The 17,728-nt window shown below is 70.4% G+C and carries 12 protein-coding genes and 1 pseudogene; 6 read left to right on the top strand and 7 right to left on the bottom strand.

The window, feature by feature from the left end:
- Positions 1–6: 6 nt before the first annotated feature.
- On the bottom strand, positions 7–2,112 hold the full coding sequence (locus IWX63_RS06510; protein ID WP_199277354.1) for a DNA gyrase/topoisomerase IV subunit B: 2,106 nt from the start codon (positions 2,110–2,112) through the stop codon (positions 7–9).
- 264 nt (positions 2,113–2,376) lie between these two features.
- Here IWX63_RS06510 and IWX63_RS06505 point away from each other — a divergent pair, with 264 nt between their 5' ends.
- Complete coding sequence (locus IWX63_RS06505; RefSeq protein WP_199277353.1) at positions 2,377–2,598, top strand: DUF7455 domain-containing protein; 222 nt, start codon at positions 2,377–2,379, stop codon at positions 2,596–2,598.
- Between the two features lie 209 nt (positions 2,599–2,807).
- Here the strand turns inward: IWX63_RS06505 and IWX63_RS06500 are convergent, their stop codons facing one another.
- From IWX63_RS06500 to IWX63_RS06485, 4 genes and pseudogenes are all read right to left on the bottom strand, one after another.
- On the bottom strand, positions 2,808–4,019 hold the full coding sequence (locus IWX63_RS06500; protein WP_199277352.1) for an RNA polymerase sigma factor: 1,212 nt from the start codon (positions 4,017–4,019) through the stop codon (positions 2,808–2,810).
- Positions 4,020–4,422: 403 nt separating this feature from the next.
- Positions 4,423–5,820 (bottom strand): DUF4192 domain-containing protein, encoded by a 1,398-nt coding sequence (locus IWX63_RS06495; RefSeq protein ID WP_199277351.1) that lies wholly within the window; start codon positions 5,818–5,820, stop codon positions 4,423–4,425.
- Between the two features lie 79 nt (positions 5,821–5,899).
- A complete protein-coding gene (locus tag IWX63_RS06490) occupies positions 5,900–7,231 on the bottom strand; it encodes an MFS transporter (protein ID WP_199277350.1) in 1,332 nt (443 codons plus the stop codon).
- Between the two features lie 332 nt (positions 7,232–7,563).
- Positions 7,564–8,457 (bottom strand): annotated as a pseudogene (locus IWX63_RS06485) (proteasome assembly chaperone family protein); the annotation flags it as partial.
- Positions 8,458–8,630: 173 nt separating this feature from the next.
- Here IWX63_RS06485 and IWX63_RS06480 point away from each other — a divergent pair.
- The 5 genes from IWX63_RS06480 to IWX63_RS06460 all read left to right on the top strand — a co-directional run bounded on the left by IWX63_RS06480 (position 8,631) and on the right by IWX63_RS06460 (position 15,423).
- Positions 8,631–10,178, top strand: coding sequence for a leucyl aminopeptidase (locus tag IWX63_RS06480; protein ID WP_199277348.1), 1,548 nt, complete (start codon positions 8,631–8,633; stop codon positions 10,176–10,178).
- Positions 10,179–10,448: 270 nt separating this feature from the next.
- Positions 10,449–11,831 (top strand): dihydrolipoyl dehydrogenase, encoded by a 1,383-nt coding sequence (gene lpdA / locus IWX63_RS06475; RefSeq protein WP_199277347.1) that lies wholly within the window; start codon positions 10,449–10,451, stop codon positions 11,829–11,831.
- A gap of 153 nt (positions 11,832–11,984) precedes the next feature.
- Entirely contained in the window at positions 11,985–13,811 is a 1,827-nt protein-coding gene (gene sucB, locus IWX63_RS06470) for a 2-oxoglutarate dehydrogenase, E2 component, dihydrolipoamide succinyltransferase (RefSeq protein ID WP_199277346.1), read from the top strand.
- 139 nt (positions 13,812–13,950) lie between these two features.
- Entirely contained in the window at positions 13,951–14,382 is a 432-nt protein-coding gene (locus IWX63_RS06465) for an OsmC family protein (RefSeq protein ID WP_199277345.1), read from the top strand.
- 144 nt (positions 14,383–14,526) lie between these two features.
- Positions 14,527–15,423, top strand: coding sequence for a TIGR01777 family oxidoreductase (locus tag IWX63_RS06460; protein WP_199277344.1), 897 nt, complete (start codon positions 14,527–14,529; stop codon positions 15,421–15,423).
- 18 nt (positions 15,424–15,441) lie between these two features.
- Here IWX63_RS06460 and IWX63_RS06455 read toward each other — a convergent pair whose 3' ends face one another.
- Both IWX63_RS06455 and IWX63_RS06450 read right to left on the bottom strand, forming a co-directional pair.
- The gene (locus IWX63_RS06455; protein ID WP_199277343.1) at positions 15,442–17,028 is read right to left on the bottom strand and encodes a serine/threonine-protein kinase; all 1,587 of its coding nucleotides are present in this window, start codon (positions 17,026–17,028) and stop codon (positions 15,442–15,444) included.
- A complete protein-coding gene (locus IWX63_RS06450) occupies positions 17,028–17,603 on the bottom strand; it encodes a hypothetical protein (RefSeq protein ID WP_199277342.1) in 576 nt (191 codons plus the stop codon). Before IWX63_RS06450 ends, IWX63_RS06455 begins: the two co-directional genes overlap by 1 nt.
- Positions 17,604–17,728: the final 125 nt, after the last annotated feature.

The following is a 17,728-nucleotide window of genomic DNA, read 5'->3' as shown; positions in this document are numbered from 1 at the left end:
CGCCCGTCAGGCGTCGATGCGATCCCGGTCGAGGGATGCCGCGCCCGCGACGATGAAGTCCTTGCGGGGCGCGACGTCGCTGCCCATCAGCAGGTTGAAGACGCGTTCGGCGGATTCGGCCTCCTGGATGCGCACGCGCCGCAGCGTCCGGTGGCGCGGGTCCATGGTCGTCTCCGCGAGCTGGTCCGCGTCCATCTCCCCGAGCCCCTTGTAGCGCTGGATCGGCGACTTGTACCGCTTCCCCTGCTTCTCCATGGTCGCGAGGAGCCGCGTGAGCTCCGCCTCGGAATAGGTGTAGATCATCTCGTTGGCCTTGGATCCCCCGTTGATCACCTCGACCCGGTGCAGCGGAGGGACGGCGGCATAGACCCGCCCGGCCTCCACCAGCGGGCGCATGTACCGGAAGAAGAGGGTGAGGAGCAGCGTCCGGATGTGGGCGCCGTCGACGTCGGCATCGGTCATCAGGATGACCTTGCCGTACCGTCGCGCGTCCAGCTGGAAGCTCCGCCCCGAGCCCGCCCCGACGACCTGGATGAGGGCGGCACACTCGGCATTGGACAGCATGTCCCCCACCGACGCCTTCTGCACGTTGAGGATCTTGCCGCGGATCGGCAGCAGCGCCTGGTAGTCGGACGAGCGGGCGTTCTTCGCCGTACCGAGCGCACTGTCACCCTCGACGATGAAGAGCTCCGACCGCTCGGCGTCGTCGATCCGGCAGTCCGCGAGCTTGGCCGGCATGGTGGACGTCTCGAGTGCGTTCTTGCGACGCTGTGTCTCCTTGTGGACGCGCGCCGAGATGCGGGACTTCATCTCCGCGACGACCTTCTCCAGCAGCAGCGCCGACTGCGCCTTGTCGTTCCGCGCAGAGGAGGAGAGTCTCGCCTGCAGCTCCTTCTCGACGACCCTGGCGACGATCGCCCTGACGGCGGAGGTCCCGAGAATCTCCTTGGTCTGGCCCTCGAACTGGGGCTCCGCGAGGCGCACCGTGAGGACGGCCGTCAGTCCGGCGAAGACGTCGTCCTTCTCGATCTTGTCGTTGCCGGCCTTGAGCTTGCGCGCGTTGGTCTCGATCACCTTGCGGAAGGTCTTCAGGATCGCCTGCTCGAACCCGCTCTGATGCGTGCCGCCCTTGGGTGTCGCGATGATGTTGACGTAGCTGCGGACCGTCGTCTCGTAGCCGATGCCCCAGCGCAGCGCGATGTCCACCTCGCAGTCGCGCTCCACCTCCGCCATCTGGCTGTGGCCGCGCTCGTCGAGGACGGGCACGGACTCCTTGAACCGACCCGATCCGTGGATGCGCCAGACATCCGTGACCGCGGTGTCGAGGGCCAGGAATTCGGCGTATTCGGAGATGCCGCCGTCGTGCTGGAAGACCTCCTCCACGGGTCCGGACTCCGCCGGCGTGCCGGGGAGCCTCCGCTCGTCGCGGAGGGTGATGCGCAGGCCCGGCACCAGGAACGACGTCTGGCGTGCCCGGGTCTGCAGTTCCTCGTACGAGAAGGTCGCGTCAGGCGTGAAGATCTGGCGGTCGGCCCAGTACCTGATGCGGGTTCCCGTCACCCCGCGCTTGGCCGTCCCGACGACCTCGAGGCGCGAACCGTCGAGGAAGGGCTCGAAGGCGGCGGTGGGCGACGGCGTCCTGCCGTCCTTGAAGATGCCGGGCTCACCACGGCGGAAGGACATCGCGTAGGTCTTGCTGCCGCGATCGACGAAGACGTCCAGGCGGGAGGACAGCGCGTTGACCACGCTGGCACCGACGCCGTGGAGACCGCCGGAGGCCGTGTAGGAGCCGCCACCGAACTTGCCGCCGGCGTGGAGCTTGGTGAAGACCACCTCGACGCCGGTCAGGCCGGTCTTGGGTTCGATGTCCACGGGGATGCCGCGGCCGTCGTCGTGGATCTCCACCGAGCCGTCGCCGTGGAGGATGACCGTGATGCTCTGGCCGTGACCGGCCAGCGCCTCGTCGACCGAGTTGTCGATGATCTCCCACAGGCAGTGCATGATGCCTCGGGAGTCCGTGGACCCGATGTACATCCCGGGACGCTTGCGCACCGCTTCGAGGCCCTCGAGGACCGAGAGGTGCCGGGCGGTGTAATCCGAGGTGGGGGTCACGGTGGGTCAGTCTCCTTGGCGGAACGGGCACGATCCAGGACAGGCGTCAGGAGGGTGGTGGCCGGGATGGGTGGCTCCAGTTTATTACCTCCCGCCGACAGCGACCGGCAGGGGCCGTCCTGTGTGCACCCGGCACCACCCCGCCCACTCCGGGTGATGTGACCCATACCCCTGATACGCCGCCAGCGAAAGGGGGCCCAGCCTGCGAAGGAGCAGCAACGAATAGTGGTTATATGAATACACGATCCACATGAGGAGGCATTCATGACCACTGCAGTAGCCACTCGCGAGCTCACTGCCCTGGACCGCTGCGACCGCTGCGGCGCCCAGGCCTACGTTCGGGCAGTCCTTCAGTCCTCCGGTGGAGAGCTTCTGTTCTGCGGCCACCATGCGCGCGCCGTCGAAGCTAACCTCAAGCCGCTCACTTCCGAGTGGCAGGACGAGACCGAGCGGCTTCACACGAAGCCGGCCCTCGCCGGCGACTGATCGCCGCAGGGAACACCGACCACGAGCAACACCGGGCGCCCCGTGTACAGGCGCTGACGTAGGACGAAAGGCCCGCTCCGACGGAGCGGGCCTTTTCTCGTGCGGGGACGTCCCGGTCCGGGGAATCCCCCGGACTCCTGCGGGAGGAGTCCTCTACGACGAAGGGCCCCTCCCGCAGGAAGGGCCCTTCGTCCTAGAATGCCCGACGGTCAGTCGAGGTAGTCCCGCAGCACCTGGGACCGCGAGGGGTGACGCAGCTTCGACATCGTCTTCGACTCGATCTGGCGGATGCGCTCACGCGTGACGCCGTAGACCTTGCCGATCTCGTCCAGCGTCTTCGGCTGTCCGTCGGTCAGCCCGAAACGCATCGCCACGACGCCTGCCTCCCGCTCGGAGAGGGTGTCCAGCACGGAGTGGAGCTGCTCCTGCAGGAGGGTGAAGCTCACGGCGTCCGCCGGCACGACGGCCTCCGAGTCCTCGATCAGGTCACCGAACTCCGAATCGCCGTCCTCGCCGAGCGGCGTGTGCAGCGAGATGGGTTCACGGCCGTACTTCTGGACCTCGACGACCTTCTCCGGCGTCATGTCGAGCTCGAGCGCGAGCTCCTCGGGGGTCGGTTCGCGGCCGAGGTCCTGCAGCATCTGCCGCTGGACGCGGGCCAGCTTGTTGATGACCTCCACCATGTGCACGGGGATGCGGATGGTGCGGGCCTGGTCGGCCATGGCGCGGGTGATGGCCTGGCGGATCCACCAGGTCGCGTAAGTGGAGAACTTGAAGCCCTTGGTGTAGTCGAACTTCTCGACTGCACGGATCAGGCCGAGGTTGCCTTCCTGGATGAGGTCGAGGAAGAGCATGCCGCGCCCGGTGTAGCGCTTGGCCAGGGAGACGACGAGGCGGAGGTTCGCCTCGAGGAGGTGGTTCTTCGCCCGCTTGCCGTCGTGGATCACGAATTCCAGTTCGCGCTTCAGCTTCGGGTCCATCTCCGGGTCCGCGGCGATCTTCTCTTCAGCGAAAAGACCGGCCTCGATGCGGAGGGCCAGGTCCACTTCCTGCTCCGCGTTCAGCAGGGCGACCTTGCCGATCTGCTTCAGGTAGTCCTTGACGGGGTCCGCCGTGGCGCCGGCCGACACGACCTGCTGCGCGGGTGCGTCGTCGTCGTCGGCGTCGGAGTAGACGAAGCCGGTGCTCGTCCCGACCTCGGGCGTCTCGGGCTTCGCATTCTCGGCATCGACCTCGACCTCGACGGCGGGATCCGCTGCGTCGAGGGTGTCCACGGAACCCTGGGCATCCGCTGCCGATGCCTTGGCGGCCGCAGCGGACGAAGCGGTCTTCGTCGCGGGCTTCTTGGCCGCTACGCGTCGCTTGGTGGTGGTGGTACCAGCGTCTGGCGACGCCGGTGCTGCTGTCTTCTTGACCGGCACAGGAAACCTTTCGTACGGCGGTGTGTGGCGCCGTCAGAGGGACAACACCACTATGACCCTGTCAAGTCCGCGCTCGATACCAGACGACTACTGCCGGGTCAGTTCCCTAGGGAACGACCCCGCAGCCCTCGCTATTCCCCCCGGAGCCGCCCTGCGGCGACGACCGGCATGGAATGCTCGGAGATGTTCTGGTGCACGGACCCAACCGGGTCTCAGCTTTCATTGTCTCACGGCTGACCATCGGCCCGGAAATCACGGGATGGTCGACGGACTGCTCCCCCGGCCGCTCCCGGAGGGTCCGGCGGTCCGTCCCGGAAGCCACCCGCAGCCCTTCATGGGCCTCTCCTCCGGGACGCCCCCCGCTCCACCCTCCCCGCCGCCGGTCCCGCGGACCCGCACGGCCTCACGCCGCGTCGTGCAGGGCCGACGCGGCCCCCGCGGTCCAGGCAGTCGCACGGCTCCGGGCCCAGGTCGGCAGCCCTCCACGGCGCAGGAGCTCGTACAGCAGGCGCGCGAGGCGGTAACCGGGCACGGCCCGCTCCGCCGCGTCGAGGAAGACGGCCGCGCGTGATCCCCGACCCCGCGCGTATTCGAACCAGGCACTCATGGTCAGCGCCGCCGCACGGGACTCGCCCTCCGCCACCGCCGCGAGCCGCGCAAGAAGGATGCTCATCGCGTCGACGCGGTCCCAGGCGATCGCGCCGGAATACCTGCCGGCCAGGACATCCGCGTAGAGCAGGGCCTCGGCACCGCAGGGCACAGGTCCTGCCCTCCGCGTACCCGAAGGATGGGCGTCGGATCCGGCGTCGGCCGGGTCCGCCCGGAGTGCGGCGACGGCATCCCGGAGCGGGCCGCCACCCCGGACGTCCGGGAGGACCCGCGTACCGGCCTCCGGACCTCGCCCCTCGGGCGACGACGCGCCCGCCCCCTCCGCCGGCTCGAGCAATCCGCAGGCGGCGGCGCCGTCGACGGCTGCCGCGGATCCGAGGCACGCACTGGCGAGGAGGAAGTCGCGGACCGCCCGCGATTCCACGCTCGCCAGGAGGAAGCCCACGACGTCGGGCTCCGCCGCCACATCGAACGCGCCGGCGCCGGGCAGCACGGCGTCCCACAGCGCGGACGTCGCGTGGAACTGGACGGGCGCCGTCCACCGGCCCGCGCAGCACGCGGCATAGTGCGCCTGCGCGTCTTCGACGGCCCGGGCCACCGGGTCCGCGGCAGCCGACCCCGGGACGTCCCGCGCAGCGACGGAGGGTGCGGCGCGGAGGACGGCGTCGGGTGCGGATGCATCGAAGGCACTCCCGCCGAAGATCAGCTCGGCGTTCAGGGCGCTGTGCGCCACGGTGCCGAGGGATTGACCCGGCCAGGGGCAGCACTCCTCGTCCGGGCAGAAGACATCGCGCCACCTCGACTGCGAGACGAGCCAGCCGCCGCGGACGGGAAGGCCGGCGGCGCCGAGGACCGTCTCGATGGTCAGCAACAGCCCGCTGCGCGGCGCCGGCGCGAGCCTCTCCCAGCGCTCCTTCGTGTACACGACGACGAGGGTGCCGTCGGCGTCGACGTCGCCCTGCAGGAAGGAGAGCACACCGTCGGCGAACCCGGGCGGATCCACCCCGGCCTCGGGGAGATCCACCCGGAGGGTCGCCCCGAGCCTCCTGCCGGTGGTCGTCAGGACGACCAGGCTCTCGTCGGGCATGAAGCCGAGGGCATGCGGGATATAGGAGAGGATGTCCGCCGGTGAGGTGACGACGAAGGACGGTGACGCTGGGGTGCCCGGTGCCGGGCTCGTAGGAAATGACATGCCGCCAGCGTCCTCGCGTCGCACGCCGAGCACACGGGGGTTCCGGCCTATGTGGACAACCGCGGTCGGGACCGCGGGCCTACCGGTTCCGGGCCGCCCTCTGCTCCCGGCGGCGCCGGCGTTCGCGGGCCAGGGCGTCACGGATCGGCGGGACGACGACCCCCTGCTCGGCCATCCGGCGCCGGACCCTCCTGCGCACGACGACGACGGCGGTGGTGCCGAACGCCAGGACGAGGAGCTGCACGGACATCGCCAGGCGGAAGGACGGCAGCGCGTACAGGTCGCCCTGCGAGAACCCGTTCCCGAGCAGGACGTCGAGGACGACCCCGATGGCGAACATTGTGAGCAGGGACGCCATGAAGCCTCCGATGTTCACGATCCCGGTGGCGGTCCCCATACGTGCCGCCGGGTTGAACGTGCGGGCGAAGTCGAAGGCGATCATGGATCCCGGCCCTCCGACCGCGAGCGCCACCACCAGCAGGGTCAGGAGCGGGAGGGGCGCCGGTCCCGGGTAGAGGAGGACCGCGAGCCACGCACCGGCCATCAGGGCGGCGATCGCGAGCACCATGGTGGACCGCCGGAGGGGATGCCGGCCCACGTAGCGGCCGAGGAGCGGTCCGCAGACGATCCCGACCGCGACGAACAGGGTCATCAGCGCGGACGCGGCCCCTTCGCCCACCTTCTCGGCCCGCACCAGATAGGGGTAGCCCCACATCAGGACGAAGACGGTGCCGGGGAACTGGATGGTGAAGTGGGTCCACAGGCCCAGCCGCGTGCCGGGCTGCTTCCATGCGGCGGCGAGGGAGGTGCCGGTCTCCCGGATGGTCTGGGTGCTGCGCCGGCTCGCGACGGGCGAGTCCCGGATGAGGCCGACCGAGAGCACGACGGCGAGTACTGAGAGGCCGGCGGCCGCCAGGAACGCGGACTGCCAGCCGAAGGCGGACAGCACCGCGACGAACGGAATGACCGACACCACCTGCCCGAGCTGGCCGATGATCCCCGTCCACTGCGTCAGGACGGGGATCCGGCGCGGCTCGAACCACGCGGGCAGGAGCCTGAGGACACTGATGAACGTCATCGCGTCCCCCGCCCCGACGAACAGGCGGCCGACGATGCCGGCCCCGACGGAATCCGCGAACGCCAGGTGCGCCTGCCCGAGCGCCATGAGCACGCCGCCCGCGACGATCAGCGTCCGGGGGCCCCACCGGTCGACGAGGACGCCGACCGGCACCTGCAGGCCGGCGTAGACGAGCAGCTGGACGACGGTGAAGATCGACAGCTGCGACGCTGACGCGCTGAAGCGGTCCGTGGCCTCGAGGCCGGCCACGCCGAAGGTGGTGCGCTGCGTGACGGCGACGAGGTAGGCCGCGACCCCTGCCGCCCAGACCAGGAGTGCCCGCGAAGAATTCACCCGCCCATTATCCCGTCGCGGTGGCGCCTCCACGGTCCCGTGACGGGTCGGGCGTACGGCCCGGCCCCCGGTCCGGTCCGGAATGTGCAGCCGGTCCGGTCCGGAACGGGCGCTGTGCCGCGCTATGCCGCCGAGCGCGGACCGGACCCCGCGGGCCCGTCGTCGTGCCCCTCGGAGGCGCCGGGCTTCGACGTCGCGCCGGTCTCCGGGGAGGTGGTGTCGTCGGAGTCGGCGTCACGGCCCTCATCGCCGGAGCGGTCGTAGTCGATGGGGGTGGTCCCGAGGAATTCCGTGTCCCAGAGCAGCGTGGACTCCTCCTCCGCCTGCGGGCTGGCCAGGTAGGCCTCGACCGCGGCACCCAGCTCCTCCGCGCTGGCGAGCTCGCTGTTGTCCTTCACCAGCAGGGACTTGCGGGCGGCACCGTCCGCGTACTCGTCGTAGCGCTTCTCGAGGGACGCGACCACGGACTGCACCTCCGAGGAGTTGCCGACCTGCCGGGCGATCTGCCGCTCGACATCGCGCCCGGTCTCCCGCAGGCGGTCGGTGGGGAGGACGAGCCGGGCGGTCGCGCCCAGGTATTCGAGGCCCGCCACGGCGGCGGGCGGGTACTCGGCCTCGGCGAGGTAGTGCGGCACATGGATGACGTGCCCCACGACGTCGTGCCCGGCCTCGATCAGGCGCAGCTCCAGCACATGCCCGATGGAGGCCTGCAGCTCGGCCGTGGGACGCCATGCGTTCATGCCGTCGATGAGGTCGGACCGGTTGCCGTGCAGCGTGACGCCGATCGGACGCGTGTGCGGGACGGGCATCGGGATCGCGTGGATCCACGAGGTCATCGGCACGTCCAGGTCCTCGACCAGTCCGACGACGGCGCTCACGAAGCGCTCCCACTGGAGGTCGGGCTCGGCGCCGGTGAGCAGCAGGAACGGCTCCCCGAGCCCGTCGTACAGGCGGTGCAGTTCGAGCCGGTGCGGCCGGTAGTCGGTCAGGTGGTCCTCGGCGAAGGTGATCTTCGGGCGGCGGCCGCGGTAGTCCATGAGCTGGTCGGCGTCGAACTCGGCGACGGGCTCGTGCTCGAGCACCTCGAGGAGTTCCTCACTGACCTGCGAGACGACCTGTCCGGCGTCCGTGAAACCGGTCAGGCTCACCAGCAGGGGCAGCCCCTTGCTCCCGGGGTCGTCGAAGATCTCGGTGTCGGTGGTGTACAGGGTTCGTGGATCCAGCATGGCTCTCTCCTCCGGTCAGGTCCTGCTCTCCTCAACACCGTCCGCGCCGGCTTCATTCCGGGCCGCCGCGGCGTAGAGACTACGATCGTCAGGACGGTTCCCGGCCCACCGGATACCGGGACCACCTGCAACGCCGATCTGGACGACCAGCCGGACATGAGGAGACAGATTCCGTGATCAGAACCACCGAACTACACCTGACCGCTTCCGCGAAGGACCTCCGGAAGATCCCGAGCGACGCGCTCGTGATCGCCGTCGCCAAGGGGACCGACGGGCCCGTCCTGCTCGACAGCCCCCTCCCCGCGAAAGCCGCGCGTGCGCTCGGGGACTCCCTCCAGGTCCTCGGCATCACGGGTGCCGCGGATGAGGTACGCCGCTTCCCCGGCCTCCCCGAGACCGGCGCCGATTCGCTCGTGCTCTCCGGCGTGGGACCGGTGTCCACCGGTGAGGTGCTCGCACCCGAGACCCTCCGCCGCGCCGCGGGCGCCGCGATCCGCCAGCTGACCGGGCTCGAGACCGTCGTCCTGGCCCTGCCGGCGGACACCGTCATGGCCGCGACCGCCGTCGCGGAGGGCGCCGCCTTCGGCGCGTACAGCTACGAGGGCTTCAAATCCGGGCTCACGCCGGACGGCACGGTCGCCCCGGCCAAGGACAGGTCCGCCGTCCGCAGCGTCGTCGTATACACGCCGGTGGCCGACGACGCCGACCTGGCCGTGGCGCTCCGGCGCGCCGTCATCCTCGGCAAGAACGTCAACGCCACGCGCACGCTCGTGAACCAGCCGCCGAGCCACCTCTACCCGGAGACGTTCGCGCAGGCCGCGAAGGAACTCACCCGCGGCCTTCCCGTGAAGGTCACCGTGATGGACGAGAAGCGCCTCGAGCGTGACGGCTACGGCGGCATCCTCGGCGTCGGCAAGGGATCCTCGCGACCGCCGCGCATGGTGAAGGTGGAGTACTCCCCCGCCAAGTCCGCCGTCCACCTCGCCCTCGTGGGCAAGGGCATCACCTTCGATTCCGGCGGACTCTCGCTGAAGCCCGCCGCGGGCATGCAGACGATGAAGCTGGACATGGCGGGCGCCGCGGTCGTCCTGACCACGCTCCTCGCCGTCGCCGAGCTGGGCCTCCCCGCCAAGGTCACCGCCTGGCTGTGCCTGGCCGAGAACATGCCCTCCGGGACCGCGCAGCGCCCCGAGGACGTCCTGTCGATCTACGGCGGACGCACCGTCGAGGTCCTCAACACCGACGCCGAGGGCCGCCTGGTCCTCGCCGACGGCCTCGCGGCGGCGAGCGAGGAGGCGCCGGACGCCATCATCGACATCGCGACGCTCACGGGCGCGCAGATGATCGCCCTCGGCACCCGCGTGTCCGGGGTCATGGGCGACGACGGCGTCCGGGACGCCGTGAAGGCTGCGGCGGACCGCGCGGGCGAGCAGTTCTGGCCCATGCCCCTGCCGGAGGAGCTGCGCCCGAGCCTCGATTCGCAGGTCGCGGACATCGCCAACATCGGCGAGCGGAACGGCGGCATGATGACCGCCGCGGTGTTCCTCCGCGAGTTCGTCGGCCAGGTCGACGGCGAGAAGATCCCGTGGGCGCACCTCGACATCGCCGGGCCGGCCTTCAACGAGGGCGCGCCGTACGGGTACACCCCGAAGGCGGGCACCGGTGTGGGAGTCCGCACCCTGCTCGCGTACGTGGAGGACGTCCTCGCCCGCACCGCCTAGGGACAAGGGGGCGCCGGGCGGCACAGCCGGCGCGGCGCCCTCCATCCCCCTCGACCCCCTGCGCAGCCCCGGTGAGAATGCGCACATCGGCGAACTATGGCGTGCAGCGCCCGCGCCTCAAGTGGATGCGGGCAACATCTGGGGATAGGGTGAAAACGAGGGTACGAAGCACCTGCGACCGCACCGCGACCGCATCGGTGATCGATTCATCACCAGATCTATCAACCGACGCGCCCTGCGCGTCAACAGACCACGCGAGGGAGCGTCCAAGTGGCCGCATCGGCAACTGCGCAAGAATTCGACATCCTGGTACTGGGTGGAGGCAGCGGCGGCTACGCAGCGGCACTCCGCGCGGTGCAGCTGGGCTTCACCGTAGGGCTCATCGAGAAGGGCAAGCTCGGCGGCACCTGCCTCCACAACGGCTGCATCCCCACGAAGGCGCTCCTGCACTCGGCCGAGATCGCCGACGGCGCCCGCGACGCCGAGAAGTACGGCGTCAAGGCCACCTTCGAGTCGATCGACATGAATGCCGTCAACGCCTACAAGGACGGCATCATCGCCGGCAAGTACCGCGGCCTGCAGGGACTCATCAAGTCCAAGGGCATCACGGTCATCGAGGGCTCGGGCAAGCTCGCGTCCGAGAACACCATCGACGTCGACGGCACCGTCTACACCGGCAAGCACATCGTCCTCGCGACCGGCTCCTTCTCGCGCAGCCTCCCCGGCCTCGAGATCGGCGGCAAGGTCATCACCTCGGACCAGGCCCTGACCATGGACTTCGTGCCGAAGACCGCGATCATCCTCGGCGGCGGCGTCATCGGCTGCGAGTTCGCGTCCGTCTGGAAGTCCTTCGGCGTGGACGTCACCATCATCGAGGCCCTCCCCTCACTCGTCCCGAACGAGGACGCCTCGATCGTCAAGAACTTCGAACGGGCGTTCAAGAAGCGCGGCATCAAATTCAACACCGGCACCCGCTTCAAGTCGGTGGAGCAGAACGCGGACGGCGTCGTGGTGTCCCTCGAGGACGGCAAGACCTTCGAGGCGGACCTCATGCTCGTCGCCGTCGGACGCGGACCCGTCACGAAGGACCTCGGCTACGAGGAAGCCGGCATCACCATGGACCGCGGCTTCGTCATCACCAACGAGCGCCTCCACACCGGCGTGGGGAACATCTACGCGATCGGCGACATCGTCCCCGGCCTGCAGCTGGCCCACCGCGGCTTCCAGCAGGGCATCTTCGTGGCGGAGGAGATCGGCGGCCTGAAGCCCGTCGTCGTCGCCGACCTGAACATCCCCAAGGTCACCTACAGCGATCCCGAGATCGCGTCCGTGGGCTACACCGAGAAGGCCGCCCGCGAGAAGTTCGGCGACGACCGCGTCGAGACGCACGAGTACAACCTCGCCGGCAACGGCAAGAGCTCGATCATCGGCACGGGCGGGCTCGTGAAGCTCGTCCGCGAGAAGGACGGCCCCATCGTCGGTGTCCACATGCTCGGCAGCCGCATGGGCGAGCAGATCGGCGAGGCGCAGCTCATCGTCAACTGGGAGGCCTATCCCGAGGATGTGGCACCGCTCATCCACGCGCACCCGACACAGAACGAGGCCCTCGGCGAGGCCCACCTCGCACTCGCCGGCAAGCCGCTGCACGGCTGACGCACAACACCCCAGGCACCACACCGGCTTGGTCCACGCCCCGAGGGCGTGGACTAAGCTCGGAAGCAGGAAATCCGAGCACGTCCAGCTGAGCAGGCCCCGCACGTCGACCAGCTGCCAAGGAACGATCTACGAAGGAGAAACGGGCGCATTATGTCTGAATCCGTGAACTTGCCCGCTCTCGGTGAAAGCGTCACCGAAGGCACCGTGACCCGCTGGCTGAAGCAGGTCGGTGACCGTGTCGAGGTCGACGAGCCCCTCCTCGAGGTCTCCACCGACAAGGTCGACACCGAGATCCCGTCCCCGATCGCAGGCGTGATCGAGGAGATCCTGGTCGCCGAGGACGAGACCGCGGAGGTCGGCGCCCCGCTCGTGCGCATCGGTGACGGTTCCGGCAGCGGCGATTCCGGCAGCGCCGCTTCGGCCGCCGAGGAGGCACCTGCCGAGGACGCTCCCGCCGCGGAGGAGGCCCCCGCCGCAGAGGAAGCTCCTGCCGAGGAGGCCCCCGCGGATTCCTCCACGAGCGACTCCTCGGAGGACTCGTCCGAAGGCACCGAGGTCACCCTCCCCGCTCTCGGCGAAAGCGTCACCGAAGGGACCGTCACCCGCTGGCTCAAGGCGGTCGGCGACGACGTCGAGGTCGACGAGCCCCTCCTCGAGGTCTCGACCGACAAGGTCGACACCGAGATCCCCTCCCCCGTCGCCGGCAAGCTCCAGGAGATCCGCGTCAGCGAGGACGAGACGGCCGAGGTCGGCGCGGTCCTCGCCGTGATCGGCTCGGGCGCTGCCGCGCCCGGGAAGGTCGAAGCGGCGTCGGGCGAACCCCTGGCGGCAGCACCGGCCGAGGAACGCGCGGACGCTCCCACCGAGAAGGCCGGCTCCCACCACGAGGCGGAGCGGGCCCAGCAGACCTCGGAGTCCGACGACGAGTCCACTCCCGCGGCGAAGCCCGCCGCGACCGAGGAGAAGCCCGCCGAGAAGCCGGCAGCCGAGTCCGCGCCGTCGGAGGTGTCCGGGAGCTCGGACGCCGCAGCCTACGTGACGCCGCTGGTCCGCCGACTGGCCAACCAGAACGACGTCGACCTCTCGACCGTCAAGGGCACGGGCGTCGGAGGACGCATCCGCAAGCAGGACGTCCTCGAGGCAGCGGAGGCCAGGAAGGCCCGGAAGGCCGAGCCGGCAGCAGCACAGGCCGCCCCGGCACCCGCTGCCGCCGCACCGTCGAAGCCCGCGGCTCCCGCCGTCGAGCCCTCGAAGCTGCGCGGCACCGTGGAGAAGGCACCCCGCATCCGGCAGACGATCGCCAAGCGCATGCGCGAGTCGCTCGAGGTGTCCGCCCAGCTCACCCAGGTGATCGAGGTCGACATGACCCGCATCGCGAAGCTCCGAGCCGCATCGAAGGACACCTTCCAGGCGCAGAACGGCGCGAAGCTCACCTTCCTGCCCTTCCTCTCCAAGGCCGTCACCGAGGCGCTCAAGCAGCACCCGAAGCTGAACGCCTCGTTCGACGAGGAGAAGAAGGAAGTCACGTACCACGACGCCGAGCACCTGGCGATCGCGGTCGACACCGAGAAGGGCCTGCTCGTCCCGGTCATCAGGGACGCCGGCAACCTCAACCTCGGAGGACTGGCCAAGAAGATCGCCGACGTCGGTGCACGCACCCGCAGCGGCCAGATCGGCCCGGACGAACTCTCGGGTGGTACGTTCACGATCACGAACATCGGGTCGGCCGGAGCCCTGTTCGACACGCCGATCATCAACCAGCCGCAGGTGGGCATCCTCGGGACCGGCATCATCGTCAAGCGTCCCGTGGTCATCACCAGCCCCGACGGTGACGACACGATCGCGATCCGCTCCATGATGTACCTGAGCCTCACCTACGATCACCGCCTGGTGGACGGCGCGGACGCGGGTCGCTTCCTGCAGACGCTGAAGGCACGCCTCGAGGGTGGCGCGTTCGAGGCCGACCTCGGTCTGTAACGCCTGCCCGGTCCACCCCGGCCGCAGGAGAAGCCGCTTCCCGACAGGGAAGCGGCTTCTCCTGTTCTCCCCCGCTCCCTAGGATGGGGACCGAAGCACCGGATGCGACCTCCGCGTCCGTTCGACAGCAAGGAGAACCATGGCTACCGTTCGCACAGCCCACACCGTCTGGAGCGGGGACCTCCCCTCGGGCTCGGGGCAGGTCACACTCGATTCCTCCGGCCTCGGCACCTACGACGTCACCTGGAAGGCACGCGCCGAGCAGTCCGAGGGCAAGACCAGTCCGGAGGAGCTCATCGCGGCCGCGCACTCCGCATGCTTCTCGATGGCCTTCAGCAACGCCCTCGGCGAGGAGGGGAAGACCCCGGAGCGCGTGGAGACGAAGGCGGAGGTGGACTTCCAGCCCGGTACCGGGATCACCGCCATCCGCCTGACGCTCGACGCCACCGTACCCGGACTGTCGGAGGAGGATTTCCAGCGCGTGGCACAGGCCGCCAAGGAGGGCTGCCCCGTGTCGCAGGCGCTGGCAGCGGTCAAGGACATCTCGCTGACCGCCACGCTGCACGGCTGAGCACTTCCGCCCCGTCGGACGAAGGACCCCGGACGCCGTCCGGGGTCCTTCGTCCGACCCGCATGCCGTCGCTTCCGGCGTCGGGGGCACCTCCGCACAGCGGCTCCGTTACCGTTCACCTGTGACTAGTGGTTCGATGGATCCATGCGCATCCTCCTCGCCGGCGCGTCCGGGACCATCGGTACTGCCCTCATCCGCCAGCTCGAGACGACCCACGAGGTCCGACGCCTGGTGCGCCGTGCCCCCAAGGGTCCGCGGGAGGTCCAGTGGAACCCCGCGGCCGGCGCCCTCGAGGTCGAGGCCGTGGACTGGGCGGACGCCGTCATCAATCTCTCCGGGGCGGGCATCGCGGGCGGGCTCTGGACGAGGAGTTACGTGGAGACGCTCTACTCCTCGCGCATCACCGCGACCCGGACCCTCGTGGAGGCGATGCGGAAGTCCGCGAACCCGCCCCAGGTCTTCATCAGCCAGTCGGGGTCCAACTATTACGGCGATCGCGGGGACGACGTGCTGACCGAGGGGTCCGCCTCCGGTGATTCCCTCATGGCGGATATCTGCAGGCGCTGGGAAGCCGAAGCGCTGCGCGCTCCCGACGCCGTCCGCGTCGTCCTGACCCGGACCGGCGTCGTCATGGCGAAGGAGGGCGGGGCGCTGCCCGCACTCCTGACGCCGATCCGGTTCTTCGCCGGGACCTCGCTAGGCTCCGGCCGTCAGTGGTGGCCGTGGATCAGCCTCAATGACGAGGTCCGCGCCGTCGAGTTCCTCCTCACCGCGCCCCTCTCGGGTCCCGTCAACGTCAACGCTCCGACGCCGGCGACCGTGGACGCGATCACGCTGCAGCTCGGCGAGGCGTTCAACCGTCCGGTGTGGTTCCGCGTCCCCGGCGCCCTTCTCAGACTCGCCATGGGACAGCTCGCCACGAACCTCCTGCTCGCGAGCGTCCGGATGGAACCCCGCGCGCTGACCCGGGCCGGTTTCACCTTCGACCAGCCCACGCCGGAGGCTCTCGCCGCCTGGGTGCGCCGCACCATGACGTCCTGACCACGCGGGCACGACGACTCACGCGGGCGGCGCGACGACGGAGTGGATCCGCCATCCGTCGGCGGACTGCCACAGGATGAAGATCAGGTCCTGATGACCGGCCGCCATGAGCGGGCTCCGCTCGGGGCGCGGCTGCGGCGCCGCAGCGGTCTCGGTGTAGGACGACAGCGCCGCCGTCGCCCGGACCACGGACACCTCGATGGAGGGCGGCGGGGCCGTGACCGCCGCCCTGCTCGCGAGCGCAGGCACACCCGCCAGCTCCGCGTCCGTCAGGGCGACGGGATCCCGGATGTCGATCGACAGGTCACGCAGGGTCCTGGCCGTCTCCGCGAGCGCCCCCACCGCCTCCCGGTCCGCCGCCATCGCAGGGGACCCCTCGACGTCGACCATCGCGAGCAGGTCCGGATCGCCCTCCGCGAAGGCCCGTGCCCGCAGCGCGGCCAGACCATCCAGCGCGGCCACCGGGTCACCGGCGGGCGCTGCCCGGTCCCCCTCCAGTCCGCCCGCGCTCTCCTCGCGGGTCTGGTCCACGCCCGGCTGCCTGGTCCCGGGGGCGGCGCCGATCGGGACCGGCGGGTCCGCCTCCGGACGCCCCGTCCGGGCGTCGGACGGCGACCCCCCGGCGACGGCGCCGCGAGCAGCACCGACCCCTTGCCCCTGGAGGGGGACGTCGACGACGGTCAGGACCATCCCGGCGACGAGCAGCGCGACGGCTGCGACCCCGGCGAGGATCGCCAGCATCCCCCGGGTATGCCGCTCCTGCGCTCGGGGACGGCCGGGCTCCTGCGGAGGGACCGCGGCCACGCGGCGGATACCCGGCGGCGGTCCGGCATCCCGGGGACGTTCTGCCCGGGAGCGTCCACGGGTCGGGCGCCGTCCCGGGCGGAGCCCTTCCCACAGGAGCACTCCCCGCGGGCGCGGTCCCGGGGTAGGCGCTCCCCTCATGGCTCCGGGTGCGCTGCGTGCTCCCTCGCCGAGACGCGACCGGGGGCCCGTGATCCGCCTCCACCGGGAGGGCGGAGGGATGGGAGGTGCGTCCGCGCGTCGGGTCAGCAGGTCCGGCAGCACGCTCGCGTGCACGGCCGGGACGAGGTTGACGGGACCCGGGGTCGAACTGGCCAGCAGACCGCGGGCGAAGTGGTCCGCAGTGGGGCGTCGGTCGCGGCTGGAGCTCAGCGCGTCCTCGATCAGCTGCATGAGCTCCCGGGGTACCTCCGGGACGATCAGGGCCAGGGGTGGCCGCTGCTCGGTGGGTCCGGGAACCCGGCCCGTCAACGCGAACCAGGCGACGGCCGCCAGCGCGAAGACGTCAGCGCCGGCGTCGAAGGATCCGTCGTGGAGCGGATCGAGGAATCCTGGTGTCCCCGCGACGCCGCCCCGCTCGGCCCCGAGGAGGCGTCCGGTCCCGAGATCACCGAGGAGGGGCTTGCCCTCGGCCGTGAAGAGGATGTTCCCCGGCGTCACGTCCCCGTGCACGGCCCCGGCATGGTGCAGGTAGCCGAGCGCCTGCGCCACCGGGACGAGGGCCGTGACGACCTCGGGGATCGGCAGGGGTCCGCGGCTCGTCACGAGGCCGAGGAGCGAGCCACCCGGGGCGAGGTCCATCAGCAGACCGGGCCCCGATCCGTCTCGACGATGCTGTGCACCCTGACGAGGTGATCGTGGGTGAACCGCTGCAGGAGCCTGAGTTCACGCACCAGCTCGTCGGTGCCGGCGCCCGACGGCGGGCAGGGTGCCACCGCACCGACCGCCCCGGCCCCGGATGCGGGGAGGGGCGCCGCGCCGGTGGCAGCGCGTCGCCCGTGACGGATCGACGCCCCGGGGTGCTCTGCGACACGTACCTCCGCGGCGCCCGCAGGGACCGGTGCGATCACCTTCAGGGCGAGGCGCCGTCCACCGTCGTCCGTCACCAGCCACACCGCGGAGGAACCGCCGCGGCCCAGGAGTCGCCCGACCCGCAGCCCGACGACGGAAGGCCGCCCCGCGTCGGCGTCGGCGTCGGGGTCGGCATGATCGGCGTCGGCCCTCCACGGGCTGTCCGGCCTGCCCCGCATACTGGCCGACCATGCGGCATCTTCCGCTGCACCTCCCGCTCGGGTGCCCACCCCTGTGCCCGCTTCAGTGCCCACCTCGGCACCCACCGACGTCTTCGCCGCAGTCCACCCCGTGTCATCGCTCATGCTCCAGTTCTAGGTCACCGCGACGCCCCCGGCCGCGTTATCCACAGCCCGCGCTGCGAAGTCCTACCGGAACCGATTGCGGCAATAGAACATTTGTTCTATTTTTAAAGCTCACCTCCGCACGA

Source organism: Arthrobacter sp. CAN_A2 (assembly GCF_015752045.1).
GTDB lineage: Bacteria > Actinomycetota > Actinomycetes > Actinomycetales > Micrococcaceae > Arthrobacter_D.
Note: the sequence above shows the minus strand (reverse complement) of the source record. Positions and strands in the feature narration are given on the sequence as shown.